Genomic DNA, 14,822 nt, shown 5'->3' on the forward strand with positions numbered 1-14,822 from the left:
AGTTCTGGTTTCATGGTGATCCGGCGTCGGCGCGAGGCCGAGCCGATGTGCCGCTTGTCGTTGTGATCCGGCCGATGTCGAACGCGGCGATGTCCGACAACAGTACGTCTGCCTCGGCCAGGGCCTCCGCCCGGCCGATGCCTATCGCCGCCATCCCCGCGGCGTGAATGCTGGCGATGCCTGCCGCGGCGTCCTCCACGCCGATGCAGTCCGCCGGCGCCAAGCCGAGGCCGGCGGCGGCGGCGAGAAAGATTTCCGGGTCGGGCTTGGAGCGCCCGATGCGGCTGGCGTCGACCACGTGGTCGAACAACTCCACGATGCCCAGTCGTTCGAGCAGCTGCGGCGCGTTGCGGCTGGCCGAGGCCAGCGCGGTCTTCAGCCCCGCGCGGCGCACCGATTCCACCGCGGCGCGCGCGCCGGGCAACAGGTGGCGCGGGTCGAGGCGGCCGATCAGCTCCACGTAGCGGGCGTTCTTGCGCGCGGCCAGTTCGGCCTTTTCCTCGTCGCTGTAGCGGCGCGGCGCGCGCTCCAGCAGGATCTCCAGCGAACCCGTGCGGTCCACTCCCTTCATGCGCTCGGCGATCGCTTCGTCGAACGGCGCATCGATCTCGGCCGCCAACTGCTGCCAGGCCATGCGATGCAGCACCGCGGTGTCGGCGAGCACGCCGTCGAGGTCGAAGATCACCGCCTTCACCGCGTGCGCCGGCGCGGCGGGATGCGGCAGGTGCAGCGATTCGCCACGACGCAGGCGCTGCGGCTGGCCGCGGTGCAGGAAATCGAGACTCTCGCCTGCGGCCAGCGTGTAGCGCACGCCGCCGGCGTCCACCGCGATGCGCAGTTGCGCGTCGCGCCAGCGCAGGCCGAAGCGGTAGCCGCGCCAGGCGCGCGGCAGTTGCGGCGCCAGCGCAGGCCGTCCGTCCCGCACGCGCAGGCCGCCGAAGCCCCAGCTCAGCGCCAGCCAGCTGCCGGCCATCGCCGCCATGTGCAGGCCGTGTCCCGCGTTGCCGTGCGAGTCGTCCAGGTCCACCCGCAGGGTGTCGAGGAAATGGCGGTACGCCTCCGCCGCGCGGCCCGTCTCGGCGGCCAGCACTGCGAAGGTGGAGGCGGACAGCGTGGAGTCGTGCACGGTGACGCCTTCGTAGTAGTCGAAGTTGCGCCGCTTGGCGGCCACGTCCACGTCCTCGCCGGCCAGCACCAGCGCCAGCAGGGTGTCGGCCTGCTTGCACACCTGGTGGCGGTAGATGGTGAGCGGATGCCAGTGCAGCAGCAGCGGACGCAGCGCGGGATCGCGCATCTGCGCGGGCGTGAGGCGGGGCTTGTCAAGGAAGCCGTCGTCCTGCGGGAAGATGCCCAGTTCGGCATCCATCGGCAGGTACATCGCGTCGGCGGCGTGCCGCCACTGCGCCGCCTCGTCCGCGGCGAGGCCGATGCGCCGCGCCAGCTCGGCGTGCTCGGCCGGATGCTTCTCGGCCAGCCACGCGATGGTGGCGGCGGCATCGCGCAGGTGTCGCTGCGCCATGCGGTTGGTGTAGTGGTTGTTGTCGACCAGGGCGGAGTATTCGTCCGGCCCGGTCACCTCGTGGATGCAGAAGGCGCCGCCGCGGCGCGGGTTGTAGTGGCCCGCCTGCAGCCAGATGCGCGCGGTTTCGCACAGCATCTCCGCGCCCATCTCGCGCAGGAACGCCTCGTCGCCCGAGGCGTCCACGTACAGCCGGATCGCCCAGGCGATGTCGGCGTTGATGTGGTACTGGGCCGAGCCGCCGGGAAAGTAGGCCGAGCATTCGTCGCCACTGATCGTGCGCCACGGGTACAGCGCGCCGTGCGTGTGGTTAAGTTCGCGGGCATGGGCGCGGGCCCGGTCCAGCGTGGCGTGGCGCCACGCCAGCATGTGCCGCGCCAGTTGCGGCGCGGTCGTGGCCAGCACCGGCAGCATGAAGGCCTCGGCATCCCAGAAGCAGTGGCCCTCGTAGCCCTCGCCGGTGAGGCCCTTGGCGGCGACGCTGCCGTGGTCGTCGCGGCTGCCGCACTGGAACAGCTGGAACAGGTTGAAGCGCAGCGCCTGTTCCACCTCCGGCGCGCCGTCAACGGCTAGGTCGGCCGTTCGCCACAGCGCATCGAGTTGTCCCGCCTGGCCGGCCAGCAGGGAGGGGAAGCCTGCGTGGCCGGCCGACTCCAGCGCGGCGGCGGCGCTGGACAGCAGGACGGGGTCGACGCCGGCCGTGGCGCCCGGCGGGGACCAGGCCCAGGCCGCGTATTTCTCCAGCGTCAGTTCGCCGCCGGGGGCGAGCGTGCCGGCGTAGGTCTGCGCCACTCCGTGCGGCGTGCGCGTGGCACCGCGGAAGGCCAGTGCGGGGTCGGCGAGGCGGTGCGCCTGCGCGCAGACCAGCCGGATGCCGCTGTGCGTGGTGTGCTGCGCCACCCAGGCCTGCATTTCGCCGGCCTGCGCGTCGTGCAGCTGCAGGCCGCCGTCCAGGTGTGCGCCGATGCGCGGGTCGTCGCCCTGGCCCGTGGCCGTGCGCGCGGTGTCGATCGCCGATTCCAGCGTGACCGGGCCCTGGTAGTCGACCGAACGCACCCGGTAGCGGATCGCCAGCAGGCCGGGCCGGTCCAGCGGCACGAGGCGCTCGGCGGTGATTTCCAGCGTGCCGCCGCCCGGCGCGCGCCAGCGCAGCGTGCGCCGGTAGCAGCCGTCGCGCAGGTCGAGCCGGCGTTCCAGTGCCAGCCACTCGCCTTCGTCCAGCCGCACCGGCACCTCGCCGAGCCACAGCCGGATGCGGCTGGCGTCGGCCACCGGCACGCGCGTGTCGGTGTGGCGGGCGAAGCCAGTGAAGCGTTCGTGGTAGGCGATCGGTGAACGCTCCCACACGCCGGCGAGGAAGCAGCCCTGGCTGGGGCTGTCGTCCTCCTCCAGGCCGCCGCGCACACCCAGCGAACCGTTGGCGAGCGCGAACAGGCTCTCGTCGGTGGCGAAGCCGCCACGCGCGTGGCCGCGGCGGACGAGCTGCCACGGGTCGAGGGCGGACGAGGCATGCGGCGCCGCGCCCGCATCGGCGGGTCGGGCAGGCGGAGCCGCATCATGGATCTGCACGTGATGTTTCCCCTCGCATGGCCGCAGTGGGCGCCGGAGTGGGCCCGGCGCGTGTCCGGGCGCAGCATACGGGCGAATGATATCGATATCAAGATATCGATATCATTCGCCGTGGACAGGTCAGGAATGGCCCCCGGAGCGAGCCGCGACGCGTCGCATTGAACGCATCGCCACCACGGGAGACACTTGCCGTTGCCAAGGCCGGCCGTCTGCCGCCCGCATTCACTGCCCGGAGGGCTGTCGCGTGAGTTCCGCCAAGAAGAAGCAGCCCGCCGCGGCCCAGTCCGGCCTGACCATGGCGGACCTGGCGAAGCTGGCCGGGGTGTCCAAGATCACCGTGTCGCGGGCGCTGGGCGAAAGCCCGCTGGTGACGACGGAAACACGCGAGCGCGTCCAGGCGCTGGCACGCAAGCACGGCTACAAGCTCAATGTCAGTGCGCGCAACCTGCGCCTCAGGCGCAGCCACACGGTCGCGGTGATCGTGGAGATGAAGCCCTCTGCCGGTCGCACCATGTGGGACCCGTACCCGCTGTCGCTGCTGGGCGGCATCTCGCAGGAGCTGACCTCGGCCGGCTACAGCGTGCTGCTCACCACGCGCCACGACGCGGCGAACGCCGCGGTGCAGGCCGCCGACGGCCTGATCCTGCTGGGTCAGGGCGTGCATCAGGACGCGGTGCGTCTGTACGACCGCATGGGCCTGCCGATGGTGGTGTGGGGCGCCGAGTCGGCGCGGGACAGCCACATCGTGGTGGGCAGCGACAACCGCCAGAGCGGCATCAGCGTGGCCGAGCGCTTCCTCTCGATCGGACGGCGCCACCCGGTGTTCATCGGCAACTCCGACCATCCGGAAATGGCCCAGCGCCTGCACGGCTTCGTCGACGAGCTGGCCGGCCACGGCATCAAGCCGCTGCTGCTGCAGCGGGTGGACTGGACGCTGGAGTCGGGCGTCGACGCGGTGCGCTCGCTGGCCGCCCGCAAGGTGCGCTTCGATGCGATCTTCGCCTGCAGCGACCTGCTGGCGATGGGGGCGATCCGCGCGCTGGTGGAACAGGGCCTGTCGGTGCCGAACGACGTCTCGGTGGTGGGCTACGACGACACCCCGCACGGCGCCAGCTTCCTGCCGCCGCTGTCCACGGTGCGGCAGAACTGGCAGGAGGGCGGCGTGCTGCTGGCGCGCAAGGTGCTGGCGCTGATCGACGGCCAGCCGGTGACCTCGCAGATGCTGCCGACCACGCTGGTGGTGCGGGCGACCTGAACCGGGAGCGGGGCGCTCAGCCCGCGGCCGCCTCGCCCGCCAGGCGGTTCATCTGCGGCGGCGTGAGCACCAGCCGGAAGCAGCTGCCGCCGCCGGCCACGCGCACGTATTCCAGCGAGGCCTGGTTCGCCTCGGCCATCTGCCGCGCCAGGTACAGGCCGAGGCCGGTGCCGTATTCGTGGGTGGTGTAGAACGGCTCGAAGATCTGCGCGGCCACCTTCGGCGCGATGCCGGGGCCGCGGTCGGTCACTTCCAGGATCGGCTCGCCGTGCTCGCCGTTGCGCACGATCACTATCACCCGCGCCGGCTCGCCGGGCAGGCGGCCGTAGCGCAGCGCGTTCTGCACCAGGTTCCACATCACCTGCTGCAGCTGCTGCGGATCGGCCATCGCGGCCACCGCGGTGGCGCCGCCCACCACCACGCGCAGCGTGTCGTTGCCGAGGTCGTTGCCGAGCTTGTATTCGTCCACGAAACCCTGCGCCCAGCGGCCGAGGTCCAGCGTCTCCGGCCGCGAGCGTTCGCGGCGCGACAGCTGCAGGATATTCTCGATGATCTCGTTGAGCCGCACGCAGTGGTTGTTGATGATCTCGACCATGCGCTGGTCGGCGGCGTCCATCTTTTCCGACTCGGCGAGCAGCTGCGCGGAATAGCGGATCGCCGCCAGCGGGTTGCGGATCTCGTGCGCGATCGAGGCGGACAGCCGGCCCAGCGAGCTGAGCGTGAGCTCCTCGGCGCGGCGCGACAGCAGCGAGGTGTCGTCGAGGAAGATCAGCACCAGCGAATCGTCGTTCGGCGCGAGGCGGGAGAAGCGCGGCACCACCTCGGGCACGCCGTCGGCGAGCTGGGTGGCGGTCTCGTCCAGCTTGCCCGAGGTCATCCAGTGGTAAAGCCGGCGCGACAGCTCCGGTGCGAGGCGGCCCAGGTCGCGCTGTTCGGCGCTGGGGTTGCCCAGCAGCATCCAGGCCGACTCGTTGATCTGGTGGATGCGGTTGGCGTCGTCCACCAGCAGCACGCCGGTCTTCATGCGGCGGATGATCAGCTCATTGACCTGTGAGAGGTTGGCCAGGTCGGTGCTGCGCTGCTCGGCCAGTGCCTCGCTGGCGCGCAACTGCCGGCCCAGCACGTGGCACAGCGTGGTGATCGCGAAGTAGGCCAGGCCGAACAGCGCCGACTCCAGCAGGTTGCGGTCGCCATGGGCACCGCCGGGCTCGGCCAGCAGGGCGTGCGCGAGCAGGCCCAGCGTGGCCAGCGCGGCGAAGAAGCTGGACAGCCGCAGCGACAGGATCAGCGCGCCCACGCCCAGGTTCACCGCCAGCATCATCGCGATGCCGATGCGGGCGTAGTCGATCGCGCTGAGTGCCAGCACGGCGGCGGCGATGTCCACCACCAGCCAGATCGACACGGTCACCTTCGCGTAGGGCACGCAGCGCCCGGTCAGCGCCAGCGCCGCGACGGCAAACAGCAGGTAGGGCAGCGTGACCAGCAGGGCGAGCTGCGGCGAGCTCGGCAGCACGCCGCCGACCTGCATCGGCGCGAACGCCAGGCCGATGTAGACCAGCGCCTGGACCAGCCGGAACGCGTTGAGGAACAGCATCTCGTGGCGGATCGCCGCCGGAACGGCTCGCTGGGCGTTGAGCTGCGGCAGGACGGTGCTGGACACGGTGCATGGCACTCCGGGGCGATCGTGGACGAGTATAGGGTTGCCTCCGCGGAAACTTCGAGCCGCGGGGCGGCCGCGCCGATCCGTTCGGCACGAATGGCCGACGGTCCGGCGGCGTTCCGGGCGGGTTCCGGGGCCACCTCTTTCCATCGGGAGGCGCTTCCGCGAAAATAGGCGGCCGTGTTGCGCGGTTTTGCCCTGTCGGGCTGGCGGCGCGCACCGCCCCGCCGGCAGCGCCGCAACGCCGTCCGACCCCCGCAAGCCCGCGCCGCGTCCCTTCCGCGCGAGGCTGTTCTCCCGTTCGCTCGAGGCTATCGAATGAATTTCCACGAATACCAGGCCAAAGAACTGTTCGCGCAGTACGGCATTGCCGTGCCGCCGGGCAAGGTTGCCAACTCCCCCGATGCCGCCGTCGACGCCGCCAAGGCGCTGGGCGGCTCGCAGTGGATGGTCAAGGCGCAGATCCATGCAGGCGGCCGCGGCAAGGCCGGCGGCGTCAAGTTCTGCAGGAGCCTCGACGACGTGCGCGCTGCCGCCAAGGGCATGCTGGGCACGAACATGGCGACCTACCAGTCCGCCGGCCGCGCGCTGCCGGTCAACCTGGTGCTGGTGACCGACGCGACGAACATCGCCAAGGAGCTCTACCTGTCGGTGCTGGTCGATCGTGACTCCAAGGCGGTCTCCTTCATCGCCTCCAAGCACGGCGGCGTGGACATCGAACAGGTCGCCCGCGACACGCCCGAGGACATCCACACCATCGTGGTGGACTTCGTCGAAGGCCTGCAGCCCTACCAGTGCCGCAACCTCGGCTTCGCGATGGACCTGAACGCCAAGCAGGTCAACCAGCTGACCAAGATCATGCTGGGCCTGTACAGGCTGTTCAACGAGAAGGACCTGTCGCTGGTCGAGCTCAACCCGCTGGCGATCCTCGAGGACGGCAACCTCGCCGCGCTCGACGGCAAGGTCAACTCCGACGACAACGCCGACTTCCGCCATCCCGAGCTGGTCGCCATGCGCGACCTGACCCAGGAAGACCAGGCCGAAGCGGCCGCCGTGCAGCACAACCTCAACTACGTGACCATGGACGGCACCATCGGCTGCATGGTCAACGGCGCGGGCCTGGCCATGGCCACCATGGATGTGATCAAGCTGGCGGGCGGCGAGCCGGCCAACTTCCTCGACGTCGGCGGCGGCGCCACCAAGGAGCGCGTGACCGAGGCGTTCAAGCTGATCCTCTCCTCCGACAAGGTGAAGGCCATCCTGGTCAACATCTTCGGCGGCATCGTGCGCTGCGACCTGATCGCCGAGGGCATCATCGCCGCGGTGAAGGAAGTGGGCCTGAAGATTCCGGTGGTGGTGCGCCTGCAGGGCACCAACGTGGAGCTGGGCCGCGAGCTGCTGGCCAATTCCGGCCTGGCGATCACGCCGGCCGACGATCTCAACGACGCGGCGCAGAAAGCCGTGGCCGCCGCGAAGTGAGGAGCAATTAAGACATGAGCGTTCTCGTCAACAAGAACACCAAGGTGATCGTGCAGGGCTTCACCGGCCAGCAGGGCACCTTCCACGCGCAGCAGGCGCTGGACTACGGCACCCAGGTCGTCGGCGGCGTCACCCCGGGCAAGGGCGGCAGCGAGCACATCGGCCTGCCGGTGTTCAACTCGGTCGACGAAGCCGTCGCCGAGACCGGCGCCGATGCGTCGGTGATCTTCGTGCCGCCGCCGTTTGCGGCCGATTCGATCCTCGAAGCCGTCGACGCGGGCATCCGCGTGATCGTGGCGATCACCGAGGGCATCCCGGTGCTGGACATGCTGCGCGTGAAGAACGTGCTGGCGCAGCATCCGGAAACCGTGCTGATCGGGCCGAATTGCCCCGGCATCATCACCCCGGGCGAGTGCAAGATCGGCATCATGCCGGGCCACATCCACCAGCCGGGCAAGGTCGGCATCGTGTCGCGTTCGGGCACGCTGACCTATGAAGCGGTGTTCCAGACCACCAACGAGGGCCTGGGCCAGTCCACCTGCATCGGCATCGGCGGCGACCCGATCAACGGCCTGAGCTTCATCGACTGCCTGAAGCTGTTCCAGGACGATCCGCAGACCGAGGGCATCATCATGGTCGGCGAGATCGGCGGCAGCGCCGAGGAAGACGCCGCCGAGTTCATCGGCGAGTACGTCAAGAAGCCGGTGGTGTCCTTCATCGCCGGCGCGTCGGCCCCGGCCGGCAAGCGCATGGGCCACGCCGGCGCGATCATCTCCGGCGGCAAGGGTACGGCGGCCGCGAAGTTCGCCGCGCTGGAGAAGGCGGGCGTGACCACGGTGAAGTCGCCGGCCGATCTCGGCAAGACGCTCGCCCAGCTGATGAAGAAGTAATCGGTTCCGTCCGATCGACGCCAGAAGGGCCGCCATAGTGCGGCCCTTTCTTTGGAGAGTGCGGCCATGGATGGCCGCCCGTTTGATTCTCGCTCAGGGATGATCGCAAGGCTTAGAAGAGTGTGGGCATGGATGGCCGCCCGTTTGATTCTCGATCAGGGATGATCGCAAGGCTTAGAAGAGTGTGGCCATGGATGGCCGCCCGTTTGATTCTCGCGATCAGGGATGATCGCAAGGCTTATTGCGCGGGGCGCAGACCATGCCGCGCCGCACGCAGCAGGGCGTCGGTGACCTTGGCCAGGGCAGCCGAGCGGATCGACCAGTGCTGCCAGTACAGCGGCACGTCCAGCCAGCGCCCGGGCGCGATCGGCTGCAGCGTGCCCTGGGCGAAGGGCTGTTCCAGCATCGTCTCCGGCGCCATCGCCCAACCCAGGCCCAGCGCCGCGCCCTCCACGAAGGCGGTGGAGGAAGGCAGATAGTGCATGGGCGGGGCCAGCCGGGCATGAGTCACGCTGCGCACGAAACGCCACTGCAGGGCGTCCTTGCGGTTGAACACCAGCATCGGTGCCGTGCCCAGCGCGGCGGCATCGAGGCCGCGGGCGAAATGGCGGGCGACGAAGTCCGGCGAGGCGATCGGCAGATAGCGCATCACGCCCAGCTTCTTCACCGTGCAACCCTGCACCGGGCGGGCATCGGCGGTGATCGCGCCGAGCACCGAGCCGTCGCGCAGCAGGTCGGCGGAGTGGTCCTGGTCCTCCACCCGCACGTCGAACAGCAATCCGTCGCGCCGGTGCGGCTCGACCAGGGCGCCGAGCACCCAGGTGGCGAGCGAGTCGGCGTTCACGGCGATAGCCACCGTGACCGGCGTGGCGGGCGTGGTCTCGACGGCGAAGTCGCCCAGGATCTCGGCTTCCAGCAGGCGCATCTGCTGCACGCCCCGCAGCAGCCGCTCCCCCGCGGGCGTGGCCCGGCTGGGCGACTGACGCAGCACCAGCACCTGGCCCAGGCGATCTTCCAGCGCCTTGATGCGCTGGGAGATGGCCGAAGGGGTCAACGCGAGCCGCCGCGCGGCAGCGTCGAAGCCGCCTTCCTCCAGTACGGCGACGAAGGCGGCCAGCTGGGGATTGAGCATGCGCACGGGTACTCTCCCGAAGTTAGCGAAACTGAATCAAGTTAAGCAAATATAGTTTTACTGATGCGGACGGCCATACGAAAGTAGGCCTCCTTCCGCGAGGTTTCCATGCTTCCATCCGCCTATTTCGCCGGGCTCGGCACCGGCGCCGGCCTGATCGTCGCCATCGGCGCGCAGAACGCCTTCGTGCTGCGCCAGGGGCTGCAGCGCCGGCACGTCGGCGCGGTGGTGCTGGTCTGTGCGCTGGCCGACCTCGTGCTGATCGCGCTGGGCGTGGCCGGCATGGGGCTGGCGGTCAGGCAGCAGCCCGGGCTGCTGCAGGTCTTGCGCTTCATCGGGGCGGCCTTTCTCGCCACCTACGGCCTGCTGGCCGCGCGGCGCGCCTGGCGCGGCGAAAGCGGGCTGCGCCCCGCCGATGCGGCGGCGGACGGGCGCGGACGCACGCTGCTCGCCTGCCTCGGATTCACGCTGCTCAACCCCCACGTGTACCTGGATACCGTGGTGTTGCTCGGCAGCCTGTCCACCCATTACGCCGGCACCGGGCGGTGGTCGTTCGCCGCCGGCGCGGGCAGCGCCAGCGTGCTGTGGTTCAGCGCGCTCGGCTACGGCGCGCGGCTGCTGCTGCCGGTGTTCCGCAGCCCGGCCGCGTGGCGCGCGTTCGACGTGCTGGTGGCGGCGCTGATGTGGGGGCTGGCCAGCGTGCTGCTGTTGCAGCCGATGACCTGAGGCCGGGGGCATTCGGGGCTCTTGTCCGGGTGGTGATGCACTACCATTTCGTCCCCGATCCCATCCCCCGAAGAGCTTGATCCATGGCCGTCCTCAGATTGGCGCTGGCCCAGCACGATTTCCCGGTCGGCGCGGTCGCGGCGAATGCCGCGAAGGTGGGCGACCTGACGGCGCAGGCTCGCAGCGGCGGCGCCGATCTCGTGGTGTTTCCCGAGCTGACCCTCTCGGGCTACCCGCCGGAAGACCTGCTGCTGCGCCCGAGTTTCCTCGCCGCCTGCCAGCAGGAGCTGGAGGCGCTGGCGGCCGGCACGGACGGCCTGGCCGCGCTGGTGGGTTTCCCGCACAGCGAGGGCGAGGTGTTCAACGCGGCCGCGCTGCTGCGCGATGGGCGCATTGCGCAAATCGCGCACAAGCAGGCCTTGCCCAACTACGGCGTGTTCGACGACAAGCGCTATTTCCGCCCCGGCCATGCCAGTGCGGTGACCACGCTGGCCGGCGTGCGCGTAGGCCTGCTGATCTGCGAGGACGTGTGGCGGCCCGAGCCGGCCGCCGCCGCGGCCCGCGCCGGCGCCGAACTGGTCGTGGTGACCAACGCCTCGCCTTGGGACGACGCGAAGCAGGCCGAGCGCGAGGCGGTGCTGGTCGCGCGCGCACGGGAAACCGGCTGCGCCTTTGTCTACCTCAACCTGGTCGGCGGCCAGGACGAGGTGGTCTACGACGGCGGCGCGCTGCTGGTGAACGGCGACGGCAGCATCGCGGCGCGCGCGCCGGCCTTCGTCGACGCGCTGCTGTGGGCCGAGTTCGACTCCGCCACGCGCACGCTGCGCGCCGAAAGCTGGCCGGAAGCCGGCGACGCCTGCAGCGAGGCGGTGCTGTACGCCGCGCTGGTGCGCGGCATCCGCGACTACATCGACAAGAACGGCTTTCCCGGCGTGCTGCTGGGCCTGTCCGGCGGCATCGATTCGGCGCTGACCCTGGCGCTGGCGGTGGACGCGCTGGGCGCCGACCGCGTCACCGCGGTGATGATGCCCAGCCGCCACACCTCGCAGCTGTCGCTGGACGGCGCCCGCGCCCAGGCCGGGCGGCTGGGCGTGGACTACCACGTGATCGACATCGAGCCGACTTACCGTTCCTTCCTCGGCGCGCTGGCGCCCGCGTTCGCCGGCAAGGGCGCCGACACCACCGAGGAGAACCTGCAGTCGCGCACCCGCGGCGTGATGCTGATGGCGCTGTCCAACAAGCACGGCCGGCTGCTGCTCGCCACCGGTAACAAGAGCGAGATGGCGGTGGGCTACTGCACGCTGTACGGCGACATGTGCGGCGCCTATGCGCCGCTGAAGGACGTCTACAAGACCGTGGTGTACCGCCTCGCGCGCTGGCGCAACGCGCAGGCCGGCGGCGAGGAGGCGATCCCGGTGGCGGTGATCGACCGCCCGCCCTCGGCCGAGCTGCGCGACAACCAGACCGACCAGGACTCGCTGCCGCCCTACGAGGTGCTGGACGCGATCCTCGCGCGCTTCATCGAGGGCGAGCAGTCGCAGGCCGAGATCGCCGCGGCCGGCTTCGCCGCCGACGTGGTGCACCGCGTGGTGCGGCTGGTGCTGGCCAACGAGTTCAAGCGCCGCCAGTCGGCGCCCGGGCCGCGCGTCACCACCCGCGCGTTCGGCCGCGAGCGGCGCTACCCGATCACCTCGGGCTGGCGCTGAGCAGCGATCCCGCGCCGGATACGAAAAAGCACCGGGCCTTCGCCCGGTGCCTTCGTTGCAGCGTCGCCGCGCTCAGTGGTGCCGCACGAACGGCACCATCCTGCGCCAGATGGATACCTCGTGCGGCCACTTCGGGTCCTTCAGATAAGGGTGGTCCGGGTAGTTGAGCGCCAGCACCTGGCGGGTCTGCGCGGCCAGCTTGTCCTGCTTCAGCGCGAGGTAGCTGCGGGTGAGGATGGCCAGCGCGTCGCCGGTCTGCGGCGCCTGCTGGTAGTGCTCGATCACGTACTGCGCGCGGTCGGCGGCGCCGATGTAGACACGGTTGAACAGGTAGAACTCGGCCACGTTGATCTCGTACTGCGCCAGCACGTTGCGCAGGTAGATCATGCGCTGGCGGGCGTCGGCGGCGTACGCGCTGTTCGGGAAGCGGCGCGACAGCTCGGCGAAGTCGTCGAAGGACTGCAGGTTGTAGGCCTGGTCGCGGCGCGACTGCGCCTGCTTGTCGTGCGAAACGCGGTCCATGAAGCCGGTGGTGCGGTCGAAGTTGATCAGGCCGCGCAGGTAATAGGCATAATCCACATGCTTGTTGGCCGGGTAGGTCTTGATGAAGCGGTTGATCGTCGAGTACGCGTCGTCCGACTGGCTGTCCTTGTACTGTGCGTAGGCCAGTTCCAGCTGGGCCTGCTCGTTGTAGTCGCCGGACGGGAAGCGGGCGATCAGGCGCTGATAGGCCTTGATGGCCGCGGAGTAGTCGGCGTTCTCCAGCGAGGTGTGCGCGTTGTTGTACAGGGCGTCCACCGGCATGGTATCGATGTTGTCGCGCTTGTGGCCGAACAGCGAGCAGGCGCTCATCGTCAGCGCCAGCGCAAGCACGGCGAGCGTCCTGAGGCAGAACCGGGTGGTCATCGGCAGCTTGAGCGAGTCGATAGTTGGACGCATGGAAAAGGATTCAGATGTTTGATCGAAAAGGCATGATAGCCGAAACCGCTGCCGCTCCGCGGCAGGCCGCCGCCTGCCGCGCGGAGGACCGCGCATGACCGCGATACGCCATGAAGCCCGGGTGCCGCTGGCGGCGGCCGGACGCAGGTTCGACCAGGCGCTGGCCGAGTTGTTCCCGGACTATTCGCGCTCGCGCCTCGCCGCCTGGATCAAGTCCGGTGCGGCCACGCTGGACGGCGCCGTGGTGCCGCCCCGCCAGTTGCTGCGCGGCGGCGAGCAGGTGCGGCTGGAAGCCGAGCTGGAAGCCGAGGTGGAAAGCGCGCCGGAGGCCATCGCGCTTGCCGTCGTGCACGAGGACGAGCACCTGCTGGTGCTGGACAAGCCCGCCGGCCTGGTGGTGCATCCGGGCGCAGGCAATCCCTCCGGCACCCTGCTCAACGCGCTGCTGCACCACGACGCGAAACTGGCCGAGCTGCCGCGCGCCGGCATCGTGCATCGGCTGGACAAGGACACCTCCGGCCTGATGGTGGTGGCGAAGACCCTGCCCGCGATGACCGCGCTGGTGGAGATGCTGTCGCACCACGACGTCGAACGACAGTACGAGGCGGTGGTGCTGGGCAGCCTCGTTTCCGGCGGCACGGTCGACGCGCCGATCGGCCGCAGCATGGGCGACCGCCTGCGCCAGGCCGTGCGCGACGAGGAAGGCGGCAAGCATGCCGTCACCCATTACCGCCTGCGCGAACGCTTCCGCGCCCACAGCCTGATCCAGTGCAACCTGGAGACCGGGCGCACCCACCAGATCCGCGTGCATCTCGCCCACGTCGGCCACCCGCTGGTGGGCGATCCGCTGTACGGCGGCGGCCTCAAGCTGCCCAGGCGCGCCACCCCGGAGCTGGTCGCCGCGCTGCGCGGCTTCCGCCGCCAGGCGCTGCACGCCGAGCGGTTGGCGTTCGCGCATCCCGTCACCGGCGAACCGCTGGCCTTCGCCGCCGAGCGGCCGGCCGACATGACCGCGCTGATCGAGGCCCTGCGTGCCGATCTCGCGGCGCACGGTCACGACGACGACTGATCCGCGCGGCTCCCCGCGGTGCGGCGGGGCTTCGGCTCCCGGGCCGGCCGTCGCCGCGCGCCGGCGGCGTGCCTGTGCGATGCTTGCCGTTTCCCCGCCCCACCCGCGTCGAAGGACATGACCGACACCTGGATCTTCCCCGACTGGCCGGCGCCCGCGTGCGTGCGCGCGGCGGTGAGCACCCGCGAAGGCCCCGGCGTCTCGGCGCCCCCGTTCGGCCGCTTCAACCTCGGCCTGCGCAGCGGCGAATCGGCTGAGGTGGTGGCCAGCAACCGCGGCGTGCTGCAGCAGGCGCTGGACTTGCCGAGCGCGCCGCGCTGGCTGCACCAGGTGCACGGCTGCACCGTGGCCGAACTCGGCCCGCTGTCCGTCGCCGCCGAACCGCAGGCCGACGCCGCGGTCTCGCACATCCCCGGCACCGCGCTCGCCATCCTCACCGCCGACTGCCTGCCGGTGCTGTTCTGCGCGGACGACGGCAGCGCCATCGGCGCCGCCCATGCCGGCTGGCGCGGCCTCGCCGCGGGCGTGCTGGAGGCCACCATCGAGCAGCTGCAGCTGGCGCCGTCGCGCCTGCTGGCGTGGCTGGGCCCGTGCATCGGCGGACCTTCCTACGAGGTGGGCGAGGAGGTGCGCGCCGCGTTCGTGGATCACGCGGCTGCCGCGGCTGCCGGCTTCGCGCCGACGCGACCGGGGCACTGGCATTGCGATCTGGAACGGCTGGCGCGGCAGCGGCTGGCGGCGGCCGGCGTTGTGCGTGTGCACGGTGGCGGCTTCGATACCTTTGCCGATGCACGGTTCTACTCGTACCGGCGGGAAGGGGCGCGCAGCGGCCGGTTTGCTAGCCTGGTCTGGCTGGCGGGCGGCTGACCGTCCATCCG

Annotated in this window: 11 protein-coding genes; 7 read left to right on the top strand and 4 right to left on the bottom strand. The window is 70.4% G+C overall.

The annotated features are described in order from the left end of the window. Positions 1-10: 10 nt before the first annotated feature. On the bottom strand, positions 11-3,088 hold the full coding sequence (pgmB, locus tag ACQGNW_RS07300) for a beta-phosphoglucomutase (protein ID WP_426662472.1): 3,078 nt from the start codon (positions 3,086-3,088) through the stop codon (positions 11-13). A 295-nt stretch (positions 3,089-3,383) separates the two neighbouring features. Here pgmB and ACQGNW_RS07305 point away from each other — a divergent pair, with 295 nt between their 5' ends. Then, positions 3,384-4,343 carry a LacI family DNA-binding transcriptional regulator gene (locus ACQGNW_RS07305; RefSeq protein WP_426662738.1) on the top strand — a complete coding sequence of 320 codons (960 nt, stop codon included), beginning with the start codon at positions 3,384-3,386 and terminating at the stop codon, positions 4,341-4,343. 16 nt (positions 4,344-4,359) lie between these two features. On the opposite strand, the gene ACQGNW_RS07310 is transcribed toward ACQGNW_RS07305, so the two are convergent. Then, positions 4,360-6,003 carry a sensor histidine kinase gene (locus tag ACQGNW_RS07310; protein WP_426662473.1) on the bottom strand — a complete coding sequence of 548 codons (1,644 nt, stop codon included), beginning with the start codon at positions 6,001-6,003 and terminating at the stop codon, positions 4,360-4,362. A gap of 318 nt (positions 6,004-6,321) precedes the next feature. On the opposite strand from ACQGNW_RS07310, the gene sucC reads away from it, so the two are divergent. Together sucC and sucD are read left to right on the top strand one after the other, a co-directional pair. Next, positions 6,322-7,482, top strand: coding sequence for an ADP-forming succinate--CoA ligase subunit beta (gene sucC, locus ACQGNW_RS07315; protein WP_426662474.1), 1,161 nt, complete (start codon positions 6,322-6,324; stop codon positions 7,480-7,482). A gap of 14 nt (positions 7,483-7,496) precedes the next feature. Further along, positions 7,497-8,372: a succinate--CoA ligase subunit alpha gene (gene sucD / locus ACQGNW_RS07320; RefSeq protein WP_426662475.1), complete on the top strand. Its 876-nt coding sequence runs from the start codon at positions 7,497-7,499 to the stop codon at positions 8,370-8,372. A 238-nt stretch (positions 8,373-8,610) separates the two neighbouring features. Here sucD and ACQGNW_RS07325 read toward each other — a convergent pair whose 3' ends face one another. After that, the gene (locus tag ACQGNW_RS07325; protein WP_426662476.1) at positions 8,611-9,510 is read right to left on the bottom strand and encodes a LysR family transcriptional regulator ArgP; all 900 of its coding nucleotides are present in this window, start codon (positions 9,508-9,510) and stop codon (positions 8,611-8,613) included. Between the two features lie 102 nt (positions 9,511-9,612). Here ACQGNW_RS07325 and ACQGNW_RS07330 point away from each other — a divergent pair, with 102 nt between their 5' ends. Together ACQGNW_RS07330 and ACQGNW_RS07335 are read left to right on the top strand one after the other, a co-directional pair. Continuing rightward, a complete protein-coding gene (locus tag ACQGNW_RS07330; protein ID WP_426662477.1) occupies positions 9,613-10,230 on the top strand; it encodes a LysE/ArgO family amino acid transporter in 618 nt (205 codons plus the stop codon). A gap of 83 nt (positions 10,231-10,313) precedes the next feature. Further along, positions 10,314-11,936 carry an NAD+ synthase gene (locus tag ACQGNW_RS07335; RefSeq protein WP_426662478.1) on the top strand — a complete coding sequence of 541 codons (1,623 nt, stop codon included), beginning with the start codon at positions 10,314-10,316 and terminating at the stop codon, positions 11,934-11,936. Between the two features lie 72 nt (positions 11,937-12,008). Here ACQGNW_RS07335 and ACQGNW_RS07340 read toward each other — a convergent pair whose 3' ends face one another. Further along, positions 12,009-12,875, bottom strand: coding sequence for an outer membrane protein assembly factor BamD (locus ACQGNW_RS07340; RefSeq protein ID WP_426662479.1), 867 nt, complete (start codon positions 12,873-12,875; stop codon positions 12,009-12,011). A 94-nt stretch (positions 12,876-12,969) separates the two neighbouring features. Between ACQGNW_RS07340 and rluD the strand changes: the two genes are divergently transcribed. After that, positions 12,970-13,944 (top strand): 23S rRNA pseudouridine(1911/1915/1917) synthase RluD, encoded by a 975-nt coding sequence (rluD, locus tag ACQGNW_RS07345; protein ID WP_426662480.1) that lies wholly within the window; start codon positions 12,970-12,972, stop codon positions 13,942-13,944. A gap of 117 nt (positions 13,945-14,061) precedes the next feature. Beyond that, positions 14,062-14,811: a peptidoglycan editing factor PgeF gene (gene pgeF, locus ACQGNW_RS07350; RefSeq protein WP_426662481.1), complete on the top strand. Its 750-nt coding sequence runs from the start codon at positions 14,062-14,064 to the stop codon at positions 14,809-14,811. The last annotated feature ends 11 nt before the right edge of the window (positions 14,812-14,822 follow it).

This window comes from Rhodanobacter aciditrophus (assembly GCF_050026795.1).
In the GTDB taxonomy this organism is placed as follows: Bacteria; Pseudomonadota; Gammaproteobacteria; order Xanthomonadales; family Rhodanobacteraceae; genus Rhodanobacter_A.